Annotated in this window: 21 protein-coding genes; 12 read left to right on the top strand and 9 right to left on the bottom strand. The window is 64.7% G+C overall.

Features of this window, described 5'->3' with window-relative positions; translation table 11 throughout:
- Positions 1–4 precede the first annotated feature (4 nt).
- Genes LPA35_RS02910 through dgoD form a run of 3 tightly spaced genes read left to right on the top strand, consistent with a single transcriptional unit; the run spans position 5 to position 2,916 of the window.
- Positions 5–1,054: a 2-dehydro-3-deoxygalactonokinase gene (locus LPA35_RS02910; protein WP_228894943.1), complete on the top strand. Its 1,050-nt coding sequence runs from the start codon at positions 5–7 to the stop codon at positions 1,052–1,054.
- Positions 1,051–1,710 (top strand): 2-dehydro-3-deoxy-6-phosphogalactonate aldolase, encoded by a 660-nt coding sequence (locus LPA35_RS02905; RefSeq protein ID WP_228894941.1) that lies wholly within the window; start codon positions 1,051–1,053, stop codon positions 1,708–1,710. The genes LPA35_RS02910 and LPA35_RS02905 overlap by 4 nt, the downstream gene beginning before the upstream one ends.
- A 57-nt stretch (positions 1,711–1,767) precedes the next feature.
- Positions 1,768–2,916, top strand: a complete 1,149-nt coding sequence (gene dgoD / locus LPA35_RS02900; RefSeq protein WP_228894939.1) for a galactonate dehydratase — start codon at positions 1,768–1,770, stop codon at positions 2,914–2,916.
- A 210-nt stretch (positions 2,917–3,126) separates the two neighbouring features.
- Here dgoD and LPA35_RS02895 read toward each other — a convergent pair whose 3' ends face one another.
- The gene (locus tag LPA35_RS02895) at positions 3,127–3,306 is read right to left on the bottom strand and encodes a hypothetical protein (protein WP_228894937.1); all 180 of its coding nucleotides are present in this window, start codon (positions 3,304–3,306) and stop codon (positions 3,127–3,129) included.
- Between the two features lie 18 nt (positions 3,307–3,324).
- Positions 3,325–4,068 carry a sulfite exporter TauE/SafE family protein gene (locus tag LPA35_RS02890; RefSeq protein ID WP_228894936.1) on the bottom strand — a complete coding sequence of 248 codons (744 nt, stop codon included), beginning with the start codon at positions 4,066–4,068 and terminating at the stop codon, positions 3,325–3,327.
- 83 nt (positions 4,069–4,151) lie between these two features.
- Here LPA35_RS02890 and LPA35_RS02885 point away from each other — a divergent pair, with 83 nt between their 5' ends.
- From LPA35_RS02885 to LPA35_RS02865, 5 genes are all read left to right on the top strand, one after another.
- The gene (locus LPA35_RS02885; RefSeq protein WP_228894934.1) at positions 4,152–5,084 is read left to right on the top strand and encodes a LysR family transcriptional regulator; all 933 of its coding nucleotides are present in this window, start codon (positions 4,152–4,154) and stop codon (positions 5,082–5,084) included.
- A gap of 401 nt (positions 5,085–5,485) precedes the next feature.
- On the top strand, positions 5,486–6,379 hold the full coding sequence (locus LPA35_RS02880; RefSeq protein ID WP_228894932.1) for a hypothetical protein: 894 nt from the start codon (positions 5,486–5,488) through the stop codon (positions 6,377–6,379).
- Positions 6,376–8,679: an ATP-dependent DNA helicase gene (locus tag LPA35_RS02875; protein WP_228894930.1), complete on the top strand. Its 2,304-nt coding sequence runs from the start codon at positions 6,376–6,378 to the stop codon at positions 8,677–8,679. The genes LPA35_RS02880 and LPA35_RS02875 overlap by 4 nt, the downstream gene beginning before the upstream one ends.
- A 38-nt stretch (positions 8,680–8,717) precedes the next feature.
- Complete coding sequence (locus tag LPA35_RS02870) at positions 8,718–9,386, top strand: YkgJ family cysteine cluster protein (RefSeq protein WP_228894929.1); 669 nt, start codon at positions 8,718–8,720, stop codon at positions 9,384–9,386.
- Between the two features lie 134 nt (positions 9,387–9,520).
- A complete protein-coding gene (locus LPA35_RS02865; protein WP_228894927.1) occupies positions 9,521–10,045 on the top strand; it encodes a hypothetical protein in 525 nt (174 codons plus the stop codon).
- Between the two features lie 164 nt (positions 10,046–10,209).
- Here LPA35_RS02865 and LPA35_RS02860 read toward each other — a convergent pair whose 3' ends face one another.
- On the bottom strand, positions 10,210–10,632 hold the full coding sequence (locus LPA35_RS02860) for a nuclear transport factor 2 family protein (protein ID WP_228894926.1): 423 nt from the start codon (positions 10,630–10,632) through the stop codon (positions 10,210–10,212).
- Positions 10,629–11,639: a zinc-dependent alcohol dehydrogenase family protein gene (locus tag LPA35_RS02855; protein ID WP_228894924.1), complete on the bottom strand. Its 1,011-nt coding sequence runs from the start codon at positions 11,637–11,639 to the stop codon at positions 10,629–10,631. The genes LPA35_RS02860 and LPA35_RS02855 overlap by 4 nt, the downstream gene beginning before the upstream one ends.
- Positions 11,640–11,748: 109 nt before the next feature.
- Between LPA35_RS02855 and LPA35_RS02850 the strand changes: the two genes are divergently transcribed.
- Positions 11,749–12,621 (top strand): LysR family transcriptional regulator, encoded by an 873-nt coding sequence (locus tag LPA35_RS02850; protein WP_228894922.1) that lies wholly within the window; start codon positions 11,749–11,751, stop codon positions 12,619–12,621.
- A gap of 66 nt (positions 12,622–12,687) precedes the next feature.
- On the opposite strand, the gene LPA35_RS02845 is transcribed toward LPA35_RS02850, so the two are convergent.
- The gene (locus LPA35_RS02845) at positions 12,688–13,098 is read right to left on the bottom strand and encodes a hypothetical protein (protein ID WP_228894920.1); all 411 of its coding nucleotides are present in this window, start codon (positions 13,096–13,098) and stop codon (positions 12,688–12,690) included.
- Between the two features lie 116 nt (positions 13,099–13,214).
- Here LPA35_RS02845 and LPA35_RS02840 point away from each other — a divergent pair, with 116 nt between their 5' ends.
- Positions 13,215–14,108: a LysR substrate-binding domain-containing protein gene (locus tag LPA35_RS02840; RefSeq protein WP_228894919.1), complete on the top strand. Its 894-nt coding sequence runs from the start codon at positions 13,215–13,217 to the stop codon at positions 14,106–14,108.
- A 67-nt stretch (positions 14,109–14,175) separates the two neighbouring features.
- On the opposite strand, the gene LPA35_RS02835 is transcribed toward LPA35_RS02840, so the two are convergent.
- Complete coding sequence (locus tag LPA35_RS02835; protein ID WP_228894913.1) at positions 14,176–14,607, bottom strand: TerB family tellurite resistance protein; 432 nt, start codon at positions 14,605–14,607, stop codon at positions 14,176–14,178.
- A 492-nt stretch (positions 14,608–15,099) separates the two neighbouring features.
- Between LPA35_RS02835 and LPA35_RS02830 the strand changes: the two genes are divergently transcribed.
- A complete protein-coding gene (locus LPA35_RS02830; protein WP_228894912.1) occupies positions 15,100–15,471 on the top strand; it encodes an HPF/RaiA family ribosome-associated protein in 372 nt (123 codons plus the stop codon).
- A gap of 80 nt (positions 15,472–15,551) precedes the next feature.
- On the opposite strand, the gene LPA35_RS02825 is transcribed toward LPA35_RS02830, so the two are convergent.
- Positions 15,552–16,151, bottom strand: coding sequence for a DJ-1/PfpI family protein (locus tag LPA35_RS02825; RefSeq protein ID WP_228894911.1), 600 nt, complete (start codon positions 16,149–16,151; stop codon positions 15,552–15,554).
- Between the two features lie 133 nt (positions 16,152–16,284).
- Here LPA35_RS02825 and LPA35_RS02820 point away from each other — a divergent pair, with 133 nt between their 5' ends.
- Positions 16,285–17,619, top strand: coding sequence for a PLP-dependent aminotransferase family protein (locus LPA35_RS02820; RefSeq protein WP_228894910.1), 1,335 nt, complete (start codon positions 16,285–16,287; stop codon positions 17,617–17,619).
- Between the two features lie 290 nt (positions 17,620–17,909).
- Here the strand turns inward: LPA35_RS02820 and LPA35_RS02815 are convergent, their stop codons facing one another.
- Both LPA35_RS02815 and LPA35_RS02810 read right to left on the bottom strand, forming a co-directional pair.
- Positions 17,910–18,314, bottom strand: a complete 405-nt coding sequence (locus LPA35_RS02815) for a hypothetical protein (RefSeq protein WP_228894909.1) — start codon at positions 18,312–18,314, stop codon at positions 17,910–17,912.
- Between the two features lie 133 nt (positions 18,315–18,447).
- The gene (locus tag LPA35_RS02810) at positions 18,448–19,053 is read right to left on the bottom strand and encodes a hypothetical protein (protein WP_228894908.1); all 606 of its coding nucleotides are present in this window, start codon (positions 19,051–19,053) and stop codon (positions 18,448–18,450) included.
- Positions 19,054–19,114: the final 61 nt, after the last annotated feature.

The raw sequence follows: 19,114 nt of genomic DNA, 5'->3' as shown, positions 1-19,114 counted from the left end.
ACCCATGGCGCCTGCACGTTATCTGGTGCCCGCCGAGGCGGGCCTTATCGCCCTGGACTGGGGCACCAGCGCATTGCGCGCCTTCCGCATGGGCGCGCATGGCGAGGTGCTGGAGACGCGGCACCGCCCCTGGGGCATCATGAACCTGCCCCCCGCCACTGCAAGCGTGGCAGACGGCGAACCCAGCGCCGCATTTGAACGCGCACTGCAAGACACCTGCGGCGACTGGCTGGCCGCCACACCTGGCCTGCCCCTGCTGGCCTGCGGCATGGTGGGCAGCGCCCAGGGCTGGCGCGAGGCCAAGTACCTGCCAACGCCCACCTCGCTCGATGCACTGGCGCGGGGCCTGACGCTGGTGGCACGGCGCGACGGCCCGCCGCTGCACATCGTGCCGGGCCTCTTGCAGAAGGGTGCACTGCCCAACGTGATGCGCGGCGAAGAAACCCAGGTGCTGGGCGTGCTGGCGGGCCTTGCGCTGCCTGCGGATGCGCCCGTGCTCATCGGCCTGCCCGGCACCCACAGCAAATGGGTGCTGGCACGGCAAGGCTGCATCGAACAGTTTCACACCTTCATGACCGGCGAGGTGTTTGCTGCGCTGCGCGGACACACCATTCTGGGCAAGACCATGCAGGCTGCAGCGGCCCCCGACGACGATGCCTTTGCGCGCGGGCTAGAGGTGGCGCGGGGCAGCGATGCCGCGCTGGGACTGCTCTCGCACATTTTCAGCACACGCACGCTGGGGCTGACCGGCGCGCTGGCGCCTACCGCGCAAGCGGACTACCTCTCGGGCCTGCTGATCGGGCACGAGGTGGCGAGCCTGAGCCGCGCACAGGATCAAACCCCAACAACACCACAAACGCTGGTGCTGTGCGGCGAGCCCGACCTGTGCCGCCGCTACGCCGTCGCGCTGCAGACCTACGGCTTTTCCGCCCCCACCATCGCCACGCAAGCCACAGCCACCGGGCTGTGGCAGATCGTGCTGGCGGCAGGGCTGGTCGTTGCGCCAGCACCCTCCTCCTCACACCCCTTCACCGCCGGGAGTCTGGCTGCATGAACCCCATCGACAAAACCCTGTTCCACATCCTGCAGCGCTGCGGGCTCATCGCCATCCTGCGCGGCGTGCAGCCGCACGAGGTGGTGGCCATCGGCCATGCGTTGTACGACGCAGGGTTTCGCATCATCGAAGTGCCGCTCAACTCCCCCGAGCCGCTGGCCAGCATCTGCGCGCTGCGCGATGCGCTGCCAGCCGACTGCCTGGTGGGCGCAGGCACCGTGCTCTCCATCGATGCCGTGGCCGATGTGGCCGCAGCTGGCGGGCAGATCATCGTCATGCCCCACAGCGACCCCGATGTGATCCGGGCCGCCCGCGCTGCCGGCATGGCCTGCGCGCCCGGCGTGGCCACGCTGACCGAGGCCTACGCCGCGCTGGCAGCGGGCGCCAACATGCTCAAGCTGTTCCCTGCCGAGGCGCTGCCGCCCCATGTGCTCAAGGCCTGGCGCGCCGTCATCACGCCGCCCATGGCGCTGGTGCCCGTGGGCGGCATCGTGCCCGAGAGCATTGCCCCTTATGCGGCAGCAGGCGCCAGCGGCTTTGGCCTGGGCTCGGCCCTGTACCGGCCCGGTGACCAGGCACCCGAAGTCGCGCACAAAGCCGCAGCGTTTGCGCGGGCGTGGCAGGCTTCCTTTGGCTCAGCGCCCGCCACGGCCTGAACCGCCCCCTACTCGCTCCAGACAACCCAGCATTTCTGAACCGACTGCCCAGCCCCCATGAAGATCACCCGACTCACCACGTTCATCGTCCCGCCGCGCTGGTGCTTCCTGAAAATCGAAACCGACGAAGGCATCACCGGCTGGGGTGAGCCCGTGCTGGAGGGCCGCGCGCACACCGTTGCGGCTGCGGTCGATGAACTGGCCGACTACCTCGTTGGCAAAGACCCGCGCCATATCGAAGACCACTGGACCGTGCTGTACCGGGGTGGCTTTTACCGGGGCGGCGGCGTGCACATGAGTGCACTGGCGGGCATCGACCAGGCGCTGTGGGACATCAAAGGCAAGGCGCTGGGCGTGCCCGTGTCCGAGCTTTTGGGTGGCAATGTGCGCAGCCACATCAAGGTCTACAGCTGGATCGGCGGCGACCGCCCCAGCGAAACGGCCGCTGCCGCCCAGGCCGCCGTGGCACGCGGCTTTACGGCCGTCAAGATGAACGGCACCGAAGAAGTGCAGTATGTGGACAGCTACGACAAGGTGGAGCGCTGCCTGCAAAACGTGGCCGCCGTGCGCGAGGCCGTGGGGCCCAATGTGGGCATTGGCGTGGACTTCCACGGCCGTGTGCACCGGCCCATGGCCAAGGTGCTGGTCAAGGAGCTGGAGCCCTACAAGCTCATGTTCATCGAAGAGCCTGTGCTGAGCGAACACGAAGAGGCGCTGAAGGAGATTGCCCGCATCTCCTCCACCCCCATCGCCCTGGGCGAGCGCCTGTACTCGCGCTGGGACTTCAAGCGCGTGCTGCAAGACGGCTATGCGGACATCATCCAACCCGACCCCTCGCATGCAGGCGGCATCACCGAAACCCGCAAGATCGCCAGCATGGCCGAGGCCTACGACGTGGCCCTGGCCCTGCACTGCCCGCTGGGCCCCATTGCCCTGGCCGCCAACCTGCAGCTGGACGCGGTTTGCTACAACGCCTTCATCCAGGAGCAGAGCATGGGCATCCACTACAACCAGGCCAACGACCTGATGGACTATGTGTCCAACCCCGGGGTGTTTGCGTACCAGGACGGCATGGTGGCGATCCCGAACGGGCCGGGGTTGGGGATTGAGGTGAACGAAGACTATGTGCGCGAGCGGGCGCAGGAGGGGCACCGGTGGAGGAACCCGGTGTGGCGGCATCGGGATGGGAGCTTTGCGGAGTGGTGAGGGGGTTGGGCGCCTTGTTATTGATACGGCGCGGTTTACTCCAGAGTATCGATGGCGCTGTACCTCAGCTTGCCCAGGGCTTCGGCAGCCTCGGCTCGAACGGGGCTCATGAATGGACTGCGCCAGATCAATAGGCTAGGAGCAGTCGCCCAGTTTCATCTTTCGAACGCTTGCTAGATGCTTGGAAGACTCATTCCAGCTCAGAGAAAGTCAGAGCGGTTTGGGCAAATCACAGGCTGCAAAAAGCGCCACACGAGCTTCATCAAGCACCTCGACAAGCTCATCTGCAACAAACTGTCTGCTTCCGATTTCAAGCAAACCTTCACCTTGCAACACATGTGCCAGCCGGTAAGCCCGCTCTAACAAGGCTGCAGCTTCAAGCAACTCCATTTGTCCGCTCATGCTGTGTCAGTGTGCCTGGATCAGGTTGGCTGCACCCAATCCGAGGAACACCATAAAAAGTGCCTTCTGGAAGACGGGGCCGACAAGGCGGCTACGTAACAGCTCACCAAGCTTGAGCCCGCTCAATGCGCCGATCAATGCTCCACCGACTGCAATAGCAACAGACGACGAGATCAACCCCAAAGGGGCGGACATCTGCACTTTTACGGCGAGCGACAGAGTGGCCACGGTGAATGAAAGGCCCAGCGCTTGCACCATCTCGTCCTTGCCCAGCCGCAGCGTCTGCAAGTAGGGAACCCAGGGCAATACGAAGACGGCCGTGAGTGCCGTCACGAACCCAGTGGCCGCGCCTGTCGGCAGGCTGAGCCATTTGCTGGTGAGTGAAAGATCGGGCAGCTGAGGTCGCCACAAGCCCCAAATGCCATAGGCCATGAGAATCCCGCCGAGCCAGCCCTTGGTCGTTTGTGCGGAAACGGCGTCCCCCAGACCGGGCGCGCTCAGAGTCACGATCGCGATTGCCAGCCAACCAGGCCACAGCCGGGATACCAGTGAGCGCAGGTGAGGGCCACGGCATTGCGCGATATTGGTTGCCAGCGAGGGTATGACCAACAGTGCGGCCGCTTGCACAGGAGGCATCCACAGCCCGAGCAAGCTCACGGCCACTGTAGGCAGTCCCATGCCGGTGACGCCCTTCACACCACCGGCCAGAACGAAAACAACGACCACCATCAAGAGCCGCAATATGTCCATGCCCTATGGTGTGTGCATGGCCCAAGTGCTGTCCATCGGATAGCAGTGAACAGATCCTTCGCGTATTCCGTAGGATGGCGGTCATGAGTACCCCTAAGCGCCGCACCACGGATTACCGCGTTGATCCGTTTGACCTGCACCTCTTTGCCGCCGTGATGGAGCATGGAACCATCACTGCCGCTGCTTCGTCCGTGAATCTGTCGTTGGCTGCGGCCAGCGCTCGCCTCAAGGGTCTTGAAGACGCGACCGGTTCGCGGTTGTTGGAGCGGTCCAAATCGGGCGCAATACCCACCGATGCGGGACGCGCTCTGCTGCGCCATGCCAACCGCGTGCTGGCTGAGCTCGAATCGCTGCATGTAGAGATGGCGAGCTTTGGTCATGGATTGCGCGGGACCGTTCGGCTGCTGTGCAACACAGCCGCCATGTCCGAGAGCCTTCCGCGCACGATTGGCCAATTCTTGGTGAAGACCCCTGATCTTGATGTGGACGTGCAAGAGCTTTCGAGCGAGGCAGTTGTAGAGGCATTGCGCCGTGGTACTGCCGATCTGGGCATCGTCGCCGATTACGTGGACACCTCTGGGCTGCTTGTGCAGCCATGGGTCGATGACCGTCTGGTGGCACTCCTGCCAAAGCGCTGGTCTTTGGGCCGCCGCCGTTCCGTGGCGTATGGCGAATTGCTAGAGCATCCCTTTGTGGGTTTGGCCCGGGAGAGTGGACTCAGCCGCTTTCTGGCAGCCCAGGCCAGTCGCAGTGGCCGGGTCCCGCGCCATCGGGTGCGTCTGGGCGGATTTGACGCTGTCGCGCAATTGGTTGCCGAAGGCGTGGGTGTGGCGGTGATGTCCGAAAGCGCGGCTGGGCGCTTTGCCAAGTCCGGCACCCAGATCCTAGGACTATCTGATGCTTGGTCTCGGAGAAAGCTGCTCGTTTGCATGACACCGGCAGGCAGTGAACTGCCCAGCGTGAGCGCGCTGGCCAATGCGTTGCTGACAGCGCGACCGCAGGTTGGGAGCCGGTGAGCAGAGGAAGTTGGCTGGGTATGGGATAAGGATTGCTGTTGCCCGGGAGCCTGCTATCAGCGTCAGAAAACTGACCGGCCGCAAACCCTGTGCTGCAGCCTCTCGCAACCACTTCCAATTTTCCTGCGGCATAGACGGCCACGCGACAACAACTTCCGGTTGTTAGCCCAATGGCGGGCAGGAGCGTCCTCATTCAGGCCCCTGGTGACTCATTGCTTCTCCCTCGGAATGTCACCGTGGGGATGCTCACATTTCAATAGCTTCTAGCGCCCACCCATATTGCGCCAGGTGCCGATCACACCCCCAACTCCTCTGCAACCCTGTTCTACCCTTGTTCAAAAAACAGTCCCCCCCAGACACTGTGATTAAAATCAGTGTGACGCCAGCCATCCCACCCTGCCATGACGGCGCTGCCCTCCCCCACTTCGGACTCCCCGCCCTCCACCCCCATCACCCGCTTTCACCGCACGCGCCTGATGCAGATCTGGCGCTCGGCAGGCTGGCCGTGCAAGGATGGTCTGGAGATTGACCTGCTGGCTGCGGGCCTCATCCACCTGCACATTACGGCCGATGGTTGCGAAACCCTGCGCCTCACCGACGAAGGCATCCGCACCCTGGCGCAGGCCCGCCAGCGTGGCGTGCGGGCGCTGAGCCTGCACGACCGGCTGGGGCAGAAGTTTGCAGCGCAGTTGCTGGCTTCGGGGCGCATCGTATGGACCGAACTGTCACTGCGCGCGGTGATCGACACCGTGCCGATGGGGGATGTGCTGCTGCCTGCGGCCACGGCCGATGCACCCACCAACACCGCGCCCGCCGTGGCGCCGCTGTGGGCCGAGGATGACCACGCCCCCGCTGCCCGCGCCGCCGCTAACGTGTGGCGCATGGCCCGGCCCGATCTGTTCTCGGTGCGCAATACCTCGGTGCCCGCCTACCTGCAGCCCATGGTGCACGAGGTGAAGGCGAGCCGGGCCGACCTGCTGTCGGACCTGCGGCACGACGCCAAGCGGCAGGCCTACCAGTGGCTGTGCGAGGAGTGCTACTACGTCTTCCCGGCAGGCATTGCCGAGCCCGAAGAGATCCCCGAGCACTTCGGCATCTGGGTATTGCACGGCAGCGTGGAGGACGGGCGCTTTGAGCTGCTGCGCCCCGCGCGGCACAACCGCTGCACGCTGCCCTTTGCGGTGTGGATGGCGCTTTGCAAGGCCACGCCGCTGCGCAGCGATGACGACATGGCCCAGACCCATTTGGGCGAGCCAGCCCCGCCTGCTACCGACTCCACCACCACCCCGCCATGACCTACACCGTGGCGGTGCGCGAGCTGTGCGAGTTCACCGCCAAGCAGGGCGACCTGGACCTGCGCTTTACGCCTGCACCCACCGCGCTGGAAGGTATGGCAGGCCATGCGGTGGCAGCGTCGCGCCGGGGCGCAGGCTACCGCGCCGAGGTGGCTCTGAGCGGCAGTTACCAAAGCCTGCGCGTGCGCGGCCGGGCCGATGGCTACGACCCCGCGCAGCAGCGCATCGACGAGGTCAAGACCTTCAAAGGGCGGCTGGACCGCCAACCCGCATCGCACCGCCACCTGCACTGGGCGCAGGCCAAGGTGTATGGCTGGCTGCTGTGCGAGCAGGAGCAGCTGGCGCACATCGACGTGGCCCTGGTGTACCTGGACGTGGGCACGCAGCAAGAGACAGTGTTCACCGAGCGTTGTAGCGCCGACGACCTGCGCCAGCACTTTGAGGCCCAGTGCCAGCGCTTCATTGCCTGGGCCGAACAGCAGGTGGCCCACCGTGCCGCGCGCGATGCTGCGCTGACCACATTGGCGTTTCCATTTGGCGGCTTTCGCACCGGCCAGCGCCCGCTGGCCGAGGCCGTGTACAAGGCGGCTGTGGCGGGCCGCTGCCTGCTGGCCCAGGCGCCTACGGGCATTGGCAAGACCATGGGCACGCTGTTTCCATTGCTCAAGGCTGCACCCGCGCAGCGCATCGACAAGGTGTTCTTTCTGGCCGCCAAAACCTCGGGGCGGCAGATGGCGCTGGATGCGCTGGCGCGCCTGGCCGACAGCGCACCGGCGCTGCCGCTGCGCGTGCTGGAGCTGGTGGCGCGCGATAAGGCGTGCGAACACCCCGACAAGGCCTGCCACGGCGAATCCTGCCCGCTGGCCCGGGGCTTTTACGACCGGCTGCCTGCCGCCCGCGCTGCCGCCGTGGCCCCCACCAGCGCAGGCAACCCCGCGCCTGTCCTGCTACAAGCCCGTGTGCGCGACGTGGCCCTGCAGCACGATGTCTGCCCCTACTACCTGAGCCAGGAACTGGCCCGCTGGGCCGATGTGGTGGTGGGCGACTACAACTACTACTTTGACCTGGGCGGGCTGCTGCACGGCCTGGCCCAGGCCAACCAGTGGCGCACGGCGCTGCTGGTGGACGAGGCCCACAACCTGGTGGAGCGCGGCCGCAAGATGTTCACCGCCGAGCTGCACCCCGCCGCCTTGGCCCAGGCCCGCAGCAGCCCCACCGCTGCGCAGCACGCGCCGGTGAAGAAGGCGCTGGACAAGGTGCGCCGCGCCTGGGTGGCGTTGGACAAGGCGCACCCGGCCCCATACACGGTGCTCGAAACCTTCCCCGACAAGCTGCTGGCCGCGCTGCAGCAGTGCACCACCACGCTCACCGAACACTTCACCGACCACCCCACGGAGCCAGACGGCGCGCTGCAAACGTTCTACTTCGACGCCCTGCACCTGCAGCGCATGGCCGACTTGCTGGACGCGCATTCGATGGTGGACATCAACCAGGCTTCTTCCTCCCACCACTTGCGGGCGTCCAAACCCGGCGACTCCGTGGTCTGCACACGCAACGTGGTGCCCGCGCCCTTTCTGCAACCCCGCCTCGCAGCTGCACACACCAGCACCTTGTTTTCGGCCACGCTGCAGCCCGCGCGCTACTACGCCGACCTGCTGGGCCTGCCCGAAGGTCACGCGTGGGTGGATGTGGAATCGCCCTTTGCCGCGCACCAGCTGCAGGTGCAGGTGGCGCGCCACATCTCCACGCGCTACCCGCACCGCGCGGCGTCGCTGGCACCGCTTGCGGCGCTGATGGCGCAGCAGTTCCGTGCGCGGCCCGGCAACTACCTGGCGTTTTTCAGCAGCTATGACTACCTGCAGCAAGCCGCCGCGCTGTTTGCGCAGCAGCACCCCGATGTGCCGCACTGGTGCCAGTCGCGCCGCATGCTGGAGGGCGAGCAGCGCGAGTTTCTGGCCCGCTTTACCGACACCAGCCAGGGCATTGCCTTTGCGGTGCTGGGCGGCGCGTTTGCCGAGGGCATCGACCTGCCCGGCCAGCGGCTGATAGGCGCCTTCGTCGCCACCCTCGGCCTGCCGCAGGTCAACCCCGTCAACGAGCAGATCCGCGAGCGCATGCAGGCGCTGTTTGGCGCGGGCTATGACTACACCTACCTCTACCCGGGCCTGCAAAAGGTGGTGCAGGCCGCTGGCCGCGTGATCCGAACGCCCAGCGACAAGGGCGTGGTGCACCTGATGGACGAGCGCTTTGCACAGGCCCAGGTGCGCAGCCTGCTGCCCGCGTGGTGGCAAACGCGCTAAGGTGCGGGGCACAGCCACCTTCCCCCCGCCAACCGCCCATGCTGACCGACGACGAGCGCTCCGCCTTCCTGCAATCCATCGCCCGCGTGCGGCAGCGGGCAGCGCAGGTGCTGCGGCAGTCACAAGGCGCGGATGACACCGTGGCCTTCATCGCGCAACTGCACCGGGGGCTGGACACTGTGGCCGAGCAGGCCCGCACCACCGGCCCCCAGCCGGCCTGCCAGGCGGGGTGCGCCCACTGCTGCCACCTGCGGGTCGAAGCGACCGAGCCCGAGGTCTTCCACATCGCCCAGCACCTGCGTGCCCAGCCCGCAGAGGCATTGGCCGATGCCCTCAGCGCTCTGCACCGGCATGTGACCACCGCCGCGCTCAACCCTACCAACCCAGCACGCCAGGCCTGCAGCTTTCTCGTGGATGAGCGCTGCAGCATCTACCCCGTGCGCCCCGCCGCCTGCCGCAAGGCGCACTCGTTGTCAGCCCAACACTGCGCAGAACAATCCGCCACCATCCCGCAAAACCTGCGCCTGCTGGCCGATGCCGAGGCCCTGATGGCAGGCACCGCCCTGGCCTACCGCGACCAGCCCCTGCCCGCCAGCGCCCACGAGCTGAACGCCGCCGTGCTGGCCGCCCTGAAAGACCCCACCGCCCAGGCGCGCTGGTACCAGGGCGATGCAGCCGCTTTGATGCCGAAGGACGCGCAGAATTGATTGGCGAATTGACTTCCATCAAGCCCCACCCTGCGCAGCGGCACACAATGCCCCACCGTCGATAGAGGAGGCTGGGAGCTTTCCCCCTTCACATCGCGTGCCCTCCACACCACCGCCCCATCGCCTTGATGAACATGCCATCGCCCCTGCGCTCTGCACTCCTCCTAATGGCCGCTACGCTGACCCTGCCCCTGCTGGGGTGCAAAAAGCCCGAAGCCAGCGGCCCCGCGCAGACAGGTTTTGACGCGCTGGCAGCAGCGTGCACCCAAGCCCTTGCTGCGCGCGAGCCCCATGTGCGCCCCGGGGGCAGCGGCGAATGGATCAAGACCGGATACAGCCCCGCCCTGGTACAGCCCGAGGTCACCCGCACCGAATCAGCCGTGACCCCCTACGTGGGCAAGATCGTCATCAAAGACAACGAGGCCCAGGCCACCGCCACCACCGAAGCCGCCGCCCAGGCCATCACCCTGACCCCGGCGCACCTGCTCTCCAACCGCACCCACACCTTCGTTTACAGTTTTGATGGCAAACAATGGCGCTGGCAGAACGGCCAGCGGCTGACCAAGATACCGGGGCAAAACGACCGGCTGGAAGCACTGACGCTGCCAGATGTGAATGCGGCGGGGCCGAAGGGGTTTGCGGGGTGTTTGCCGCGTTGAGCCGCTAAAACGCTCTCTTTTTGATAGCTTTTACCGCCTGACTGCCTAGCGCTGCAGGCTGTTTTGATGAAATTTTGCATCGACGCGCACCAGAGCCGCCGCCAGCAGTCTGGCGTCACACACAAGCCCTGGTGGGTAGTCGCGCGGCCCAGAAAGCTGTCAGATCATTTAAGATCTGCGTCCATGCGGGTAATCAAACCCTTGGCATCCACGGTGATATCGAGCGTGCCAATCTCTTGGCCGAAATCCCCCGTGAAATCGACCCTCACCACCGCCCGCTGGCGACCAAGCCGCTTCATCGAGAGGAACCGGCTCACTGTGTGATAGCCAACGAAATACTGTTCGATGTAGCGGCGTATTCCGGGATGGCCATCAAAGCGGTGGCCGGTGGATGGGTCGTCGATCACCGCATCGTGCGCGAACAGGCTTAACGCGCGCTCCACATCAAAAGCATTGGTGGCCGTGATCAAGACATCGGCCACCTGGCGAAGGTGTTCATGGGTTGGGCCCATCGCACCACGTCCCGTGTTTTCCATGCTGTCCATACCGGCTGACGAACTGGCGCTTTCAGCACGAAGCTTGCTCATGCAAGCACGCTCACCACCACCTTGCCACGGGCGCAGCCATCGGCTACCAGGGCATGTGCCTTGTCAGCCGTGTCGAGCGTGAAGGTGGTGGGATCGAGCAAGGGCTTCAACTGTCCGGCTTCCGCCAGCGCGGTGGCCTGTTCCATGATCTCGCCATGGTGCTCGCGGAACTGCCCCGTGAGGATGGGCAGCAGCGTAAACACGCCCGAGAAGGTGGCACCCCGGAACGACAGAGGCCCCAGCTTGTGGGTGCCCCAGCCCAAAGAGGTCACCACATGGCCGGAGTAACGGCGAACAGCCAGGAAGGACGCGTCCAGCACGGGGACCCCGACCGTGTCGTACACGATGTCGAAGCCCCTGCCCTCCGTAAACGCGTTGACATACGCCTCTATCGAGGTCGTTTCGTAGTCAATCGGCGTGGCGCCAATGGACCGTATGTAGCCGCCCTGCGCCGCTGTACCCGTGGCGAACACGTCGGCGCCACGGGCGCGGGCCAACTGCACTGCCACATGGCCCACGCCCCCGGCACCGCCGTGCACCAGCACCTTGCGCCCATTGCCGACGTTGGCGCGGTCCACCAAGCCCTCCCAGGCGGTGATGAAAACCAGCGGCAGGGCTGCTGCCTCGCGCATCGTCAAATTGGCGGGCTTGCGTGCAATCAGTCTGGCATCGACGGCGGCATATTGCGCCAGGCTACCTTGCAAGCCGCCAATGCCGCCCGTGAAGCCGTACACCTCGTCACCCACTTGGAAGCGTGAAACGCCATGCCCGACCTCCTCGACCACTCCGGCAAGGTCCATACCCAGAATGGCAGGAAGAGGTTGTTGGGCATGCTCGGCCGCGCCCGCACGGATCTTGGTGTCCAGCGGGTTTACGCCGCTGGCATGGATACGCACCAGCACTTGGCCCGCATCGGGCTGCGGCCGGGGCAACCAGGTGGGGGTCAGTGCACCATGATGGGATGCGAGTACCAGCGCCTGCATGGTGGGGGTGGGAGAGGTTGACATGGTGTTTACCTTCTTTGCAATGAACAGTGCCACCAGTGTCTGCCGTTCGCTTTTGAATGAAAATCCACATTATTGAAACTCGTTCATTCACTTTTGCATGATGCAGCCGATGAATTGGGATGACGTGCAGGTGTTCTTGGCCATTGCCCGGCACGGCACGCTGGGTGCGGCAGGCCGCGCGCTCCAACAAAGCCAGCCCACCATGGGCCGCAGGCTGAAGGCGTTGGAGCTTTCCCTGGGCCACACCCTGTTCCAGCGAACCTCCGAGGGCTTCGTGTTGACCGACGAGGGGGCCGCCGTGCTGAGCCATGCCGAGGGAATGGAGGCGCAGGCACTGTCGCTCTCCAGGCAACTGGATGGCGCAGATCAACAGCTGGAGGGCAGCCTGCGGTTATCGACCTCCGACTGGTTTGGTCTGCACGTGCTGGCGCCCCTTTGCGCAGCGTTTACCAACCACCACCCTCAGGTCACCATCGAACTTCTGACCGATGCGCGCCTGTTCAGCGTGGCACGCCGCGAGGCAGACCTGGTGGCGCGGATTGTTCCTTTTGACGAACCCGACGTCATACAGCGACGGCTGATGCATGTGCCCTACGCGCTGTACACCCAGCGCGGCGCAGATGTACACCAAGACGGGGTCCACGTTCGCCTCATCACGATGGACCTGGGCTTCAGCGAAATGCCGGACGCAGCGTGGCTGCGCGAGGCCTTTCCATCTGCGCGCATCACGTTTCGCAGCAACAATCGGCACGTGCAAGCGGTGGCCTGTGCATCGGGCGCGGGCCTGGCCGTGTTGCCGTGCCCGTTGGGTGATTCACACCCCGGCTTGCAAAGGCTGGAAGGCGCCAAGGCTCCGCCAGGGCGCGACGTTTGGCTGGGTTATCACCGGGATTTGCGCAGGCTGCCACGGCTGCGTGCTCTGGTGGATTTGTTCATGGAGCGGCTCAGCCCCAGCCGCCCCGATGAGACGGGAAACCGTTGATGCAGAAGCGCCACGCCAACATACCCGGAATGTGACGCAGCCCGTGCAATGGCTGCGCTGCCTCGTTCAGCGAGCCAGTGCCGCTTTGGCCGCGCCAGGGCCACCGTTATGGCGCTTTGCCAGCGCAATCAGGATGTGGATACCGACCGCCAGTGCCACCAGCAGCACGGCACCCAGACCCCACAGCACCCAGGCCAGGAAGATGACGCCCCCTGCAAGAGCAGGCACGGCCTCCAGCACAGCTTGCACCATGGGGCCCACAGATGATACGAAGGCCTGCCACTGGCCCATCAACTCTGGGGGCATCCAGGCCTTGAGCCAGCCTGGCACAAGGATGGTGTTTGCCACCGCGCTGCCGCCGGCCAATGCGCCCGCGCTGGACACCGCCCAGACCGTGACCGCATGCATTCCCCAGCATGCCAGAGACCACAGGGCCAGCAGCGCCAATGAAAGAAACCAGTTGAGTGCGTAGAACATGTGAAAGCTTCCTTTATTTTCAAATTGGCAAGCGGCGAGTATGGGCAAACCCGCGCGGCATAGACACCAGCCCCAGCCGCACCTAGCATTCGGCTTTCTCGAACCTGAGCCCGCCCATGCTGAACTACCGCCACCTGTACTACTTCTGGATGGTTGCCAAGGAAGGTGGCTTTGCCCGTGCGGCAGACCGGCTGAACATGGCTGTGCAAACCATCAGCGCCCAGGTGCGCGGTCTGGAAAAAGCGCTGGGCCACCAGCTTCTCAAGCCCTCGGGGCGCGGTGTGGCGCTGACCGAAGCCGGGCAAACCGCATTCACACGGGCTGAAGAGATTTTTCAACTGGGCCAGCACATCGAAGAAGAGGTGCGCGAAGCCGCAACCGCCCGTGTGGCCCGGTTGTCGGTGGGTCTGTCTGACGGCATCTCCAAACTGGCGGCGCACGCACTGCTGGAGCCCGTTCTGGCCACGCCCCATTTGCGGCTGGTGTGCCACGAGGGCGAGTCCGACGAGTTGCTATCCGAGCTGGCACTGCACCAGCTGGACATGGTTTTGGCCGGGCAAGCCGCGCCGCGCAACCCCCACCAGCGCCTGACAAGTCAACGCATTGCCCGCTCGGCCCTGCAGTGGTATGGCCCGACGTCGCTGGTAAAAAAGCAGGTGCGTGACCAGTTTCCCCAGTCGTTGCAAGACTTTCCCGTGCTGCTGCCTACGCACCATGCACCACTACGGGCCACTCTGGATGCCTGGTTTCAGGACGTCGGAGTGCAACCACGTGTGGTGGGTGAGTTTGAAGACAGCGCGTTGTTGGCCGTGTTTGCGGCCCGGGGGCTGGGGGTATTTCCGGTCAGCCGTCTGGGTGCGCAAGATGTGGGGCTGGTGCGTGGGCTGCGCCTGCTGGGTGAATGCCCCCAGCTTTTTGAGGAGGTCCACGCTATCTGGTCGCGCCGGGGGCAGCACCACCCGCTGGTGCGGCAGTTGGTGGATGCTTCCGCAGGGCTGGGTACAGCCTAGCGGGCTTCCCACACAACCACCATCCCCCTTGTTTATGGTTGCACTTGCACTTGCAGTTACAGCTGCATCAGGCAGCCTGCGCCAGCTCGTAGTGGCCGATCCCGGAGGGCATGAAGCCCATTTGCCAATACTGGCCTGCTGCATTCATCAGCCACCACTCACTCGGCGCCAGGTGACTGTCTGCCATGACTGCGGTGTACGCGAACTCCAGGGTCTTGCGCCGCAGCCCAGGGTCTGTCACTTCAGCGAACAGCAAGGTCAGCGTGGGGCCATCAATGCTGGCGGTCAAAACTCGCTGTTCATGCATGCCCATCCACAGGTCTTCGCACAGGCCATGCAGCACCTTGCCAAAGCCGCCTTGCGGCAGACTCAGTTCCTGCTCCATATAAAGGCCATGCAAGGCATCCAGCTCGGACCGGCTCACATGGCCATCCGATATCAACAGCAAGGCGACGATTCGGGCCACAGCTTCGGGGCTATTGCGGGGATAGCTACGCATCTCTGATCTCCTTGAAATGGGGTAAGTGCAATGACAAAGGTGACAAGCAAGCAATGGTTGACCAAGCGCGCCCTAGCGGCGATAGCGTGAACGCGGCTGCCAGCCGTCGCGGTACTGGGCTTGCACCCGCAGCGGCACCTTGACCGGAACGCGCCGCAGCACAGGTGCCCAAGCCACGGCGACACGGGAGAGCCAGCGCACAAGGCGATGACGCAGGGAAGCAATAAGTGAAGAGATTCCAGACCAGGGTTTCACGGACGGCTCCTTTGAGGCGGAAAGTTGCGAACAGGAAGAAGCCTTGAATGTGTGGCCACCGCCCGCTTACAAGAAGCAGGTTTTCTCTGATGTAGACATCCAAAAAGTCGAAGTGACTCATCCGCAGCGAAATCGCCGCCAATGCACAGGATTTTCAGAAATGCAACGAAGAAACTTCCTGCTGGTTTACCGCCAAGCTGCGGGCTACGGTGTTACCCTCAACTCAGGAGATCGCAAATGCAGATTCTTTTCAGAACACGCCACCCCGAAGCCGCACTTATGCGCGATGCCGTGGAGCGTCGCGTGCGTTTCGCCTTTCGCCGGCTGAACGCCCTGGTGCCGCGTGCAGAGATCAAGCTGGAGGACATCAACGGCCCCCGGGGCGGCCCTGACAAGCGCTGCCAGATAGCCCTGCGCACCGATGGTGCAGGCGCTGTGGTGGTGTCTTCTGTGGCCAAGGACTGGCGCTGCGCGCTGGACGAAGCCCTGGCAAGCGCCGCCCGCCACCTTCTGCGTACCTGGCGCCGCAGCACAGCGCAGCGCAAACAGCTCCGCCGCGACGGGAGGGCAAGCTCTGAATCCCACGGCACCGGCGAATACCCTGCATAGGGACCCAAGCGCAGCCGCTCAACCCGCCAACCGCTGCACAGGGTCCGTTCCCCTAGCAAGCGATGGCAAGGTCACTCGCATCAACTGTCATGTTGGGTGACATGCCCCATAGCCCGGGCGACGTACTCCTCCTTCTCGCCCACCGGGGCAAAGTAGTGGATGACTTCGCGGGCAGCCTCGGGCCCTTCCAGCCGCGCAATCAGCCAGGCAGCCAGGTACTGCGCCGACAGGCAACCGCCCGCCGTGGCCACATTGCCCCGAGCCACAAAGGGCTGGTTCAGCACAGTGATGCCAACCTCCTGGATCCAGGGTTTCGTGGTCAGGTCGGTGCAGGCCGGCACGCCGTCGAGCAGCCCCAGCTTGGCCAGGATCAAAGCCCCCGAACACTGGGCGCCCAGCAACTGTCGCGCCGGATCGAAGTCGAGCTCCGCCATCAGGGCGGCGTCCTGCACCACCTCACGCGTCTTCACGCCGCTGCCCACCAGCACGGCATCGGCTGACCGCGCATAGGGCAGCAGCGACTGGGCCTGCACCGTCACGCCGTTCATGGAACGCACCTGGTCTGTAGGGCAGCACAGCGACACCTCCCACCCCGGTTTCTTCACCCGGTTGAGCAGGCCCAGGGCAATCAGGGAGTCGAGTTCGTTGAAACCGTCGAAGGTCAGGATGGCGATGCGCATGGCGATGGAGTCCTGTTCTGTAGCGGAAAGGAGAGTGAATGAGGCACGGAATGTGCGAAGCGCATCCTATCGACGGCATTCAATACAATCAAAAAATTGTCATAGATACGTTTCAACGCAGGGGCACAACGCCATGGGCCAGGTTCGGTACAAACAGGTGGTGGACGCACTGGCGTCGGACATCCGCACGGGGCTGCTGCGGCCGGGCACACGCCTGCCCACCCACCGCGCACTGGCCCAGCGGCATGGCCTGGCGCTGGCCACGGCCAGCCGCGTGTATGCCGAGCTGGAGGCCATCGGCCTGGTGGTGGGCGAAACCGGGCGCGGCACCTTTGTGCGAGACCCCGCCTCCCCGCGCGGTGCCGACGCCGACCTCACCACGCCCGCGCCCAGCGCCGCAGACCTCTCGTTCAACAACCCCAGCGTGCCGGGCCAGGCAGACCTGCTGCGGGATGCCCTGCGCAAGCTGGCCGCCTCCGGCGACCTGGAATCGCTGCTGCACTACCACCCCTACGGCGGCCGGCCGCACGAACGCGCCATCGTGGCCGGGCACCTGAAGACGCGCCAGCTGCAAGTGGCGGGCGAGCAGGTGCTCATCGTCAACGGCGCGCAGCACGGCATGGCCGTGGCGGCCATGGGCCTGCTCAACCCCGGCGACGTGGTGGCGGTAGACGCCCTCACCTACCCCGGCTTTCGCGTGCTGGCAGAACGCCTGCGGCTGGACCTGGCCCCGGTACCCATGGGCCCCGCTGGCACCGACCTGGACGCCTTGCAGCGCCTGTGCGAGACCCGGCCCGTGCGCGCCATCTACACCATGCCCACCCTGCACAACCCGCTGGGCTGCGTGATGGGCGCCCGCGCCCGCAAGCGCCTGGTGGGCATGGCGCGCGCACACGACCTGCTGGTGATCGAGGACGCACCCTATGCCTACCTCGCGCCCGAGGCGCCGCCCCCCATCGCGGCGCTGGCCCCCGAGCGCACGGTGTACCTCTCCAGCCTGTCCAAGAACGTGGCCACGGGCTTGCGGTTTGGCTTTGTGGCCACATCGCGCGAACTGATCGGCCCCATCGAACGCGCCGTGCGTGCCACCGCCTGGAACACGGCCGGGGTCATCACCGCCATCGCCTGCGGCTGGATCGAAGACGGCACCGTGGCCCGGCTGGAGGCCGACAAACGCGCAGACACCGCGCAGCGCCAGGCCATTGCCACCCGGGCGCTGGCGGGGTTGAAATTGGTACGGCACCCGAACTCCTACTTCATCTGGCTGCCGCTGGGCGACGACCAGCGGGCCGACCGCATCGCCGCCGCCCTGGCAGAACGCGGGGTGTCCGTGTCGACCGCCGAAGGGTTTGCCACCACCACCCATGTGCCCCACGCGCTGCGCATCGCGCTGGGGTCGGTGGCGCTTGAAGACCTGGCCCGGGCGCTGGCCGTGGTCAAGGATGTGGTGGTGCAGGATTGTTCGTGAACGCGAACAGCTGCGGGGATTTCGGGTGTGCGCTGGGGTTGGGATGGCTCGATGGGCACGGGGCGCCAAGCCCCTGGGCAAGGCCGTTTGCACAGGCCTCTGGTATCCTGCCGCTCGCCAGGCAGTTGGCGGCAGGCGACTCATTTTTTGATAGCTGTTTTCGCTTATCCATCAAGCGCCAAGGCCATTTCCAATCACATTCTGAGGTGATAAGCCGCGCCCAGGAATCAAACCACTCCACCAAGTTACACGCTGCCCCAAAGCACACAAGTCACCAACACGGCCAGGCGCTATGCCTCGCCGTATTTGGCCCTCCAACTTGCCGCGGACAGCACATCCAGATCCCGCGCCAACGCCTCTTGCAGCGCCACCGGGTCCGGTGCTGGCCCGTCGCAGCTCATCGCAGCGTACAGATGCTCTGCCAGCACCGCCGCCACCGCATGGACAGCCTCGTGCCGCGACAAGCCCTCGCCACGCAGCCGCTGCATGGCGCGGACGGTGGGGTCGAACCCTTCTGCAAGCTGGTTCTCCACAACCACATGCAGGGCGGTGTGGGCCCGCAGGTTGCCGCGCGGCTCGTGGCTTAGTTGGTGGAAGGCGGCAACAGCCTTGATCCGCTGGGCCTCGGGCAGAGCGAGCCAGGTGCTCGCGTTGGGGGCGGATTGGGGGTTGTAGGTGAGGTGGGGTTTTGCCATGGTTCGCCACCGGGGGAAGTGGACGGGCTTGTTTGGAGGGCTCATCGTTTGACGTGAGGGGCAGCCGGAGCCGCAGGCGAAGGGAACCCAAAGCGCAGTTTTGGGCTGTCCCTCTCGACGGAATTGTTAGGCCTCAATGCACCAACTCTCCGCTTCTTGGGTTGATTGGCACAACTTTCTGCGTAGCTTTGTCAAATACAACCAAGAGTGTTTTCCCCATCGGCGTGACAGACTGAAATCTTCTTGTCGCCTCTTCGTCGAGAGAGCCAGTATTGATATCGCGAAGAAGATTTAGGAAGGCCTCAACGCTTTGCTCGTACTCAAGCTGCGAGATCGGCTTCTTCAATAGCAGCTTTACAGAGATGCCGTTCGGCACTTGACCGACAAGAGAGAAGTACAACGAGTATGGCTGGACGGGTTTGACCTTACCCGCACTACCAAGCAGCTTGACATCGGGTGCGTCCGGGCCAGCCACCTTTGCGTAGAGCTTCTTGAATTGCTCCTTGACCAAAAGGTAGTGATCCTTTCCCATCTCCTGAAAGAAGCCACCGAAGTAAGAGGAAGCCACAAACCCGATGACAAGCGTTGGCATCAGCCATTCGACTCCGGCCATCGGACCGGGTGGGTCGCGGTCAACAATCTGCACATCCAAGCCAGATACTGAAATGACTTGCCTGAATTCTTCGAATTCGTCGCTCGGGATCGTGTTGATGTGAAAAATTGCGATCTGTGGGGTCATAACCGCTCCTTGAGGCCTAACGTAAAGGTAACCGGCGCTGCGCGGCTTTATCGCGCAGCGT

The organism is Acidovorax sp. Leaf73, from assembly GCF_916855635.1.
GTDB lineage: Bacteria > Pseudomonadota > Gammaproteobacteria > Burkholderiales > Burkholderiaceae_C > Acidovorax > Acidovorax facilis.
Note: the sequence above shows the minus strand (reverse complement) of the source record. Positions and strands in the feature narration are given on the sequence as shown.

Coding starts and splice junctions, on each gene's coding strand:
- LPA35_RS02910 (WP_228894943.1), top strand. CDS start 5: ATGGCGCCTGCACGTTATCTGGTGCCCGCCGAGGCGGGCCTTATCGCC.
- LPA35_RS02905 (WP_228894941.1), top strand. CDS start 1,051: ATGAACCCCATCGACAAAACCCTGTTCCACATCCTGCAGCGCTGCGGG.
- dgoD (WP_228894939.1), top strand. CDS start 1,768: ATGAAGATCACCCGACTCACCACGTTCATCGTCCCGCCGCGCTGGTGC.
- LPA35_RS02895 (WP_228894937.1), bottom strand. CDS start 3,306: ATGGAGTTGCTTGAAGCTGCAGCCTTGTTAGAGCGGGCTTACCGGCTG.
- LPA35_RS02890 (WP_228894936.1), bottom strand. CDS start 4,068: ATGGACATATTGCGGCTCTTGATGGTGGTCGTTGTTTTCGTTCTGGCC.
- LPA35_RS02885 (WP_228894934.1), top strand. CDS start 4,152: ATGAGTACCCCTAAGCGCCGCACCACGGATTACCGCGTTGATCCGTTT.
- LPA35_RS02880 (WP_228894932.1), top strand. CDS start 5,486: ATGACGGCGCTGCCCTCCCCCACTTCGGACTCCCCGCCCTCCACCCCC.
- LPA35_RS02875 (WP_228894930.1), top strand. CDS start 6,376: ATGACCTACACCGTGGCGGTGCGCGAGCTGTGCGAGTTCACCGCCAAG.
- LPA35_RS02870 (WP_228894929.1), top strand. CDS start 8,718: ATGCTGACCGACGACGAGCGCTCCGCCTTCCTGCAATCCATCGCCCGC.
- LPA35_RS02865 (WP_228894927.1), top strand. CDS start 9,521: ATGCCATCGCCCCTGCGCTCTGCACTCCTCCTAATGGCCGCTACGCTG.
- LPA35_RS02860 (WP_228894926.1), bottom strand. CDS start 10,632: ATGAGCAAGCTTCGTGCTGAAAGCGCCAGTTCGTCAGCCGGTATGGAC.
- LPA35_RS02855 (WP_228894924.1), bottom strand. CDS start 11,639: ATGTCAACCTCTCCCACCCCCACCATGCAGGCGCTGGTACTCGCATCC.
- LPA35_RS02850 (WP_228894922.1), top strand. CDS start 11,749: ATGAATTGGGATGACGTGCAGGTGTTCTTGGCCATTGCCCGGCACGGC.
- LPA35_RS02845 (WP_228894920.1), bottom strand. CDS start 13,098: ATGTTCTACGCACTCAACTGGTTTCTTTCATTGGCGCTGCTGGCCCTG.
- LPA35_RS02840 (WP_228894919.1), top strand. CDS start 13,215: ATGCTGAACTACCGCCACCTGTACTACTTCTGGATGGTTGCCAAGGAA.
- LPA35_RS02835 (WP_228894913.1), bottom strand. CDS start 14,607: ATGCGTAGCTATCCCCGCAATAGCCCCGAAGCTGTGGCCCGAATCGTC.
- LPA35_RS02830 (WP_228894912.1), top strand. CDS start 15,100: ATGCAGATTCTTTTCAGAACACGCCACCCCGAAGCCGCACTTATGCGC.
- LPA35_RS02825 (WP_228894911.1), bottom strand. CDS start 16,151: ATGCGCATCGCCATCCTGACCTTCGACGGTTTCAACGAACTCGACTCC.
- LPA35_RS02820 (WP_228894910.1), top strand. CDS start 16,285: ATGGGCCAGGTTCGGTACAAACAGGTGGTGGACGCACTGGCGTCGGAC.
- LPA35_RS02815 (WP_228894909.1), bottom strand. CDS start 18,314: ATGGCAAAACCCCACCTCACCTACAACCCCCAATCCGCCCCCAACGCG.
- LPA35_RS02810 (WP_228894908.1), bottom strand. CDS start 19,053: ATGACCCCACAGATCGCAATTTTTCACATCAACACGATCCCGAGCGAC.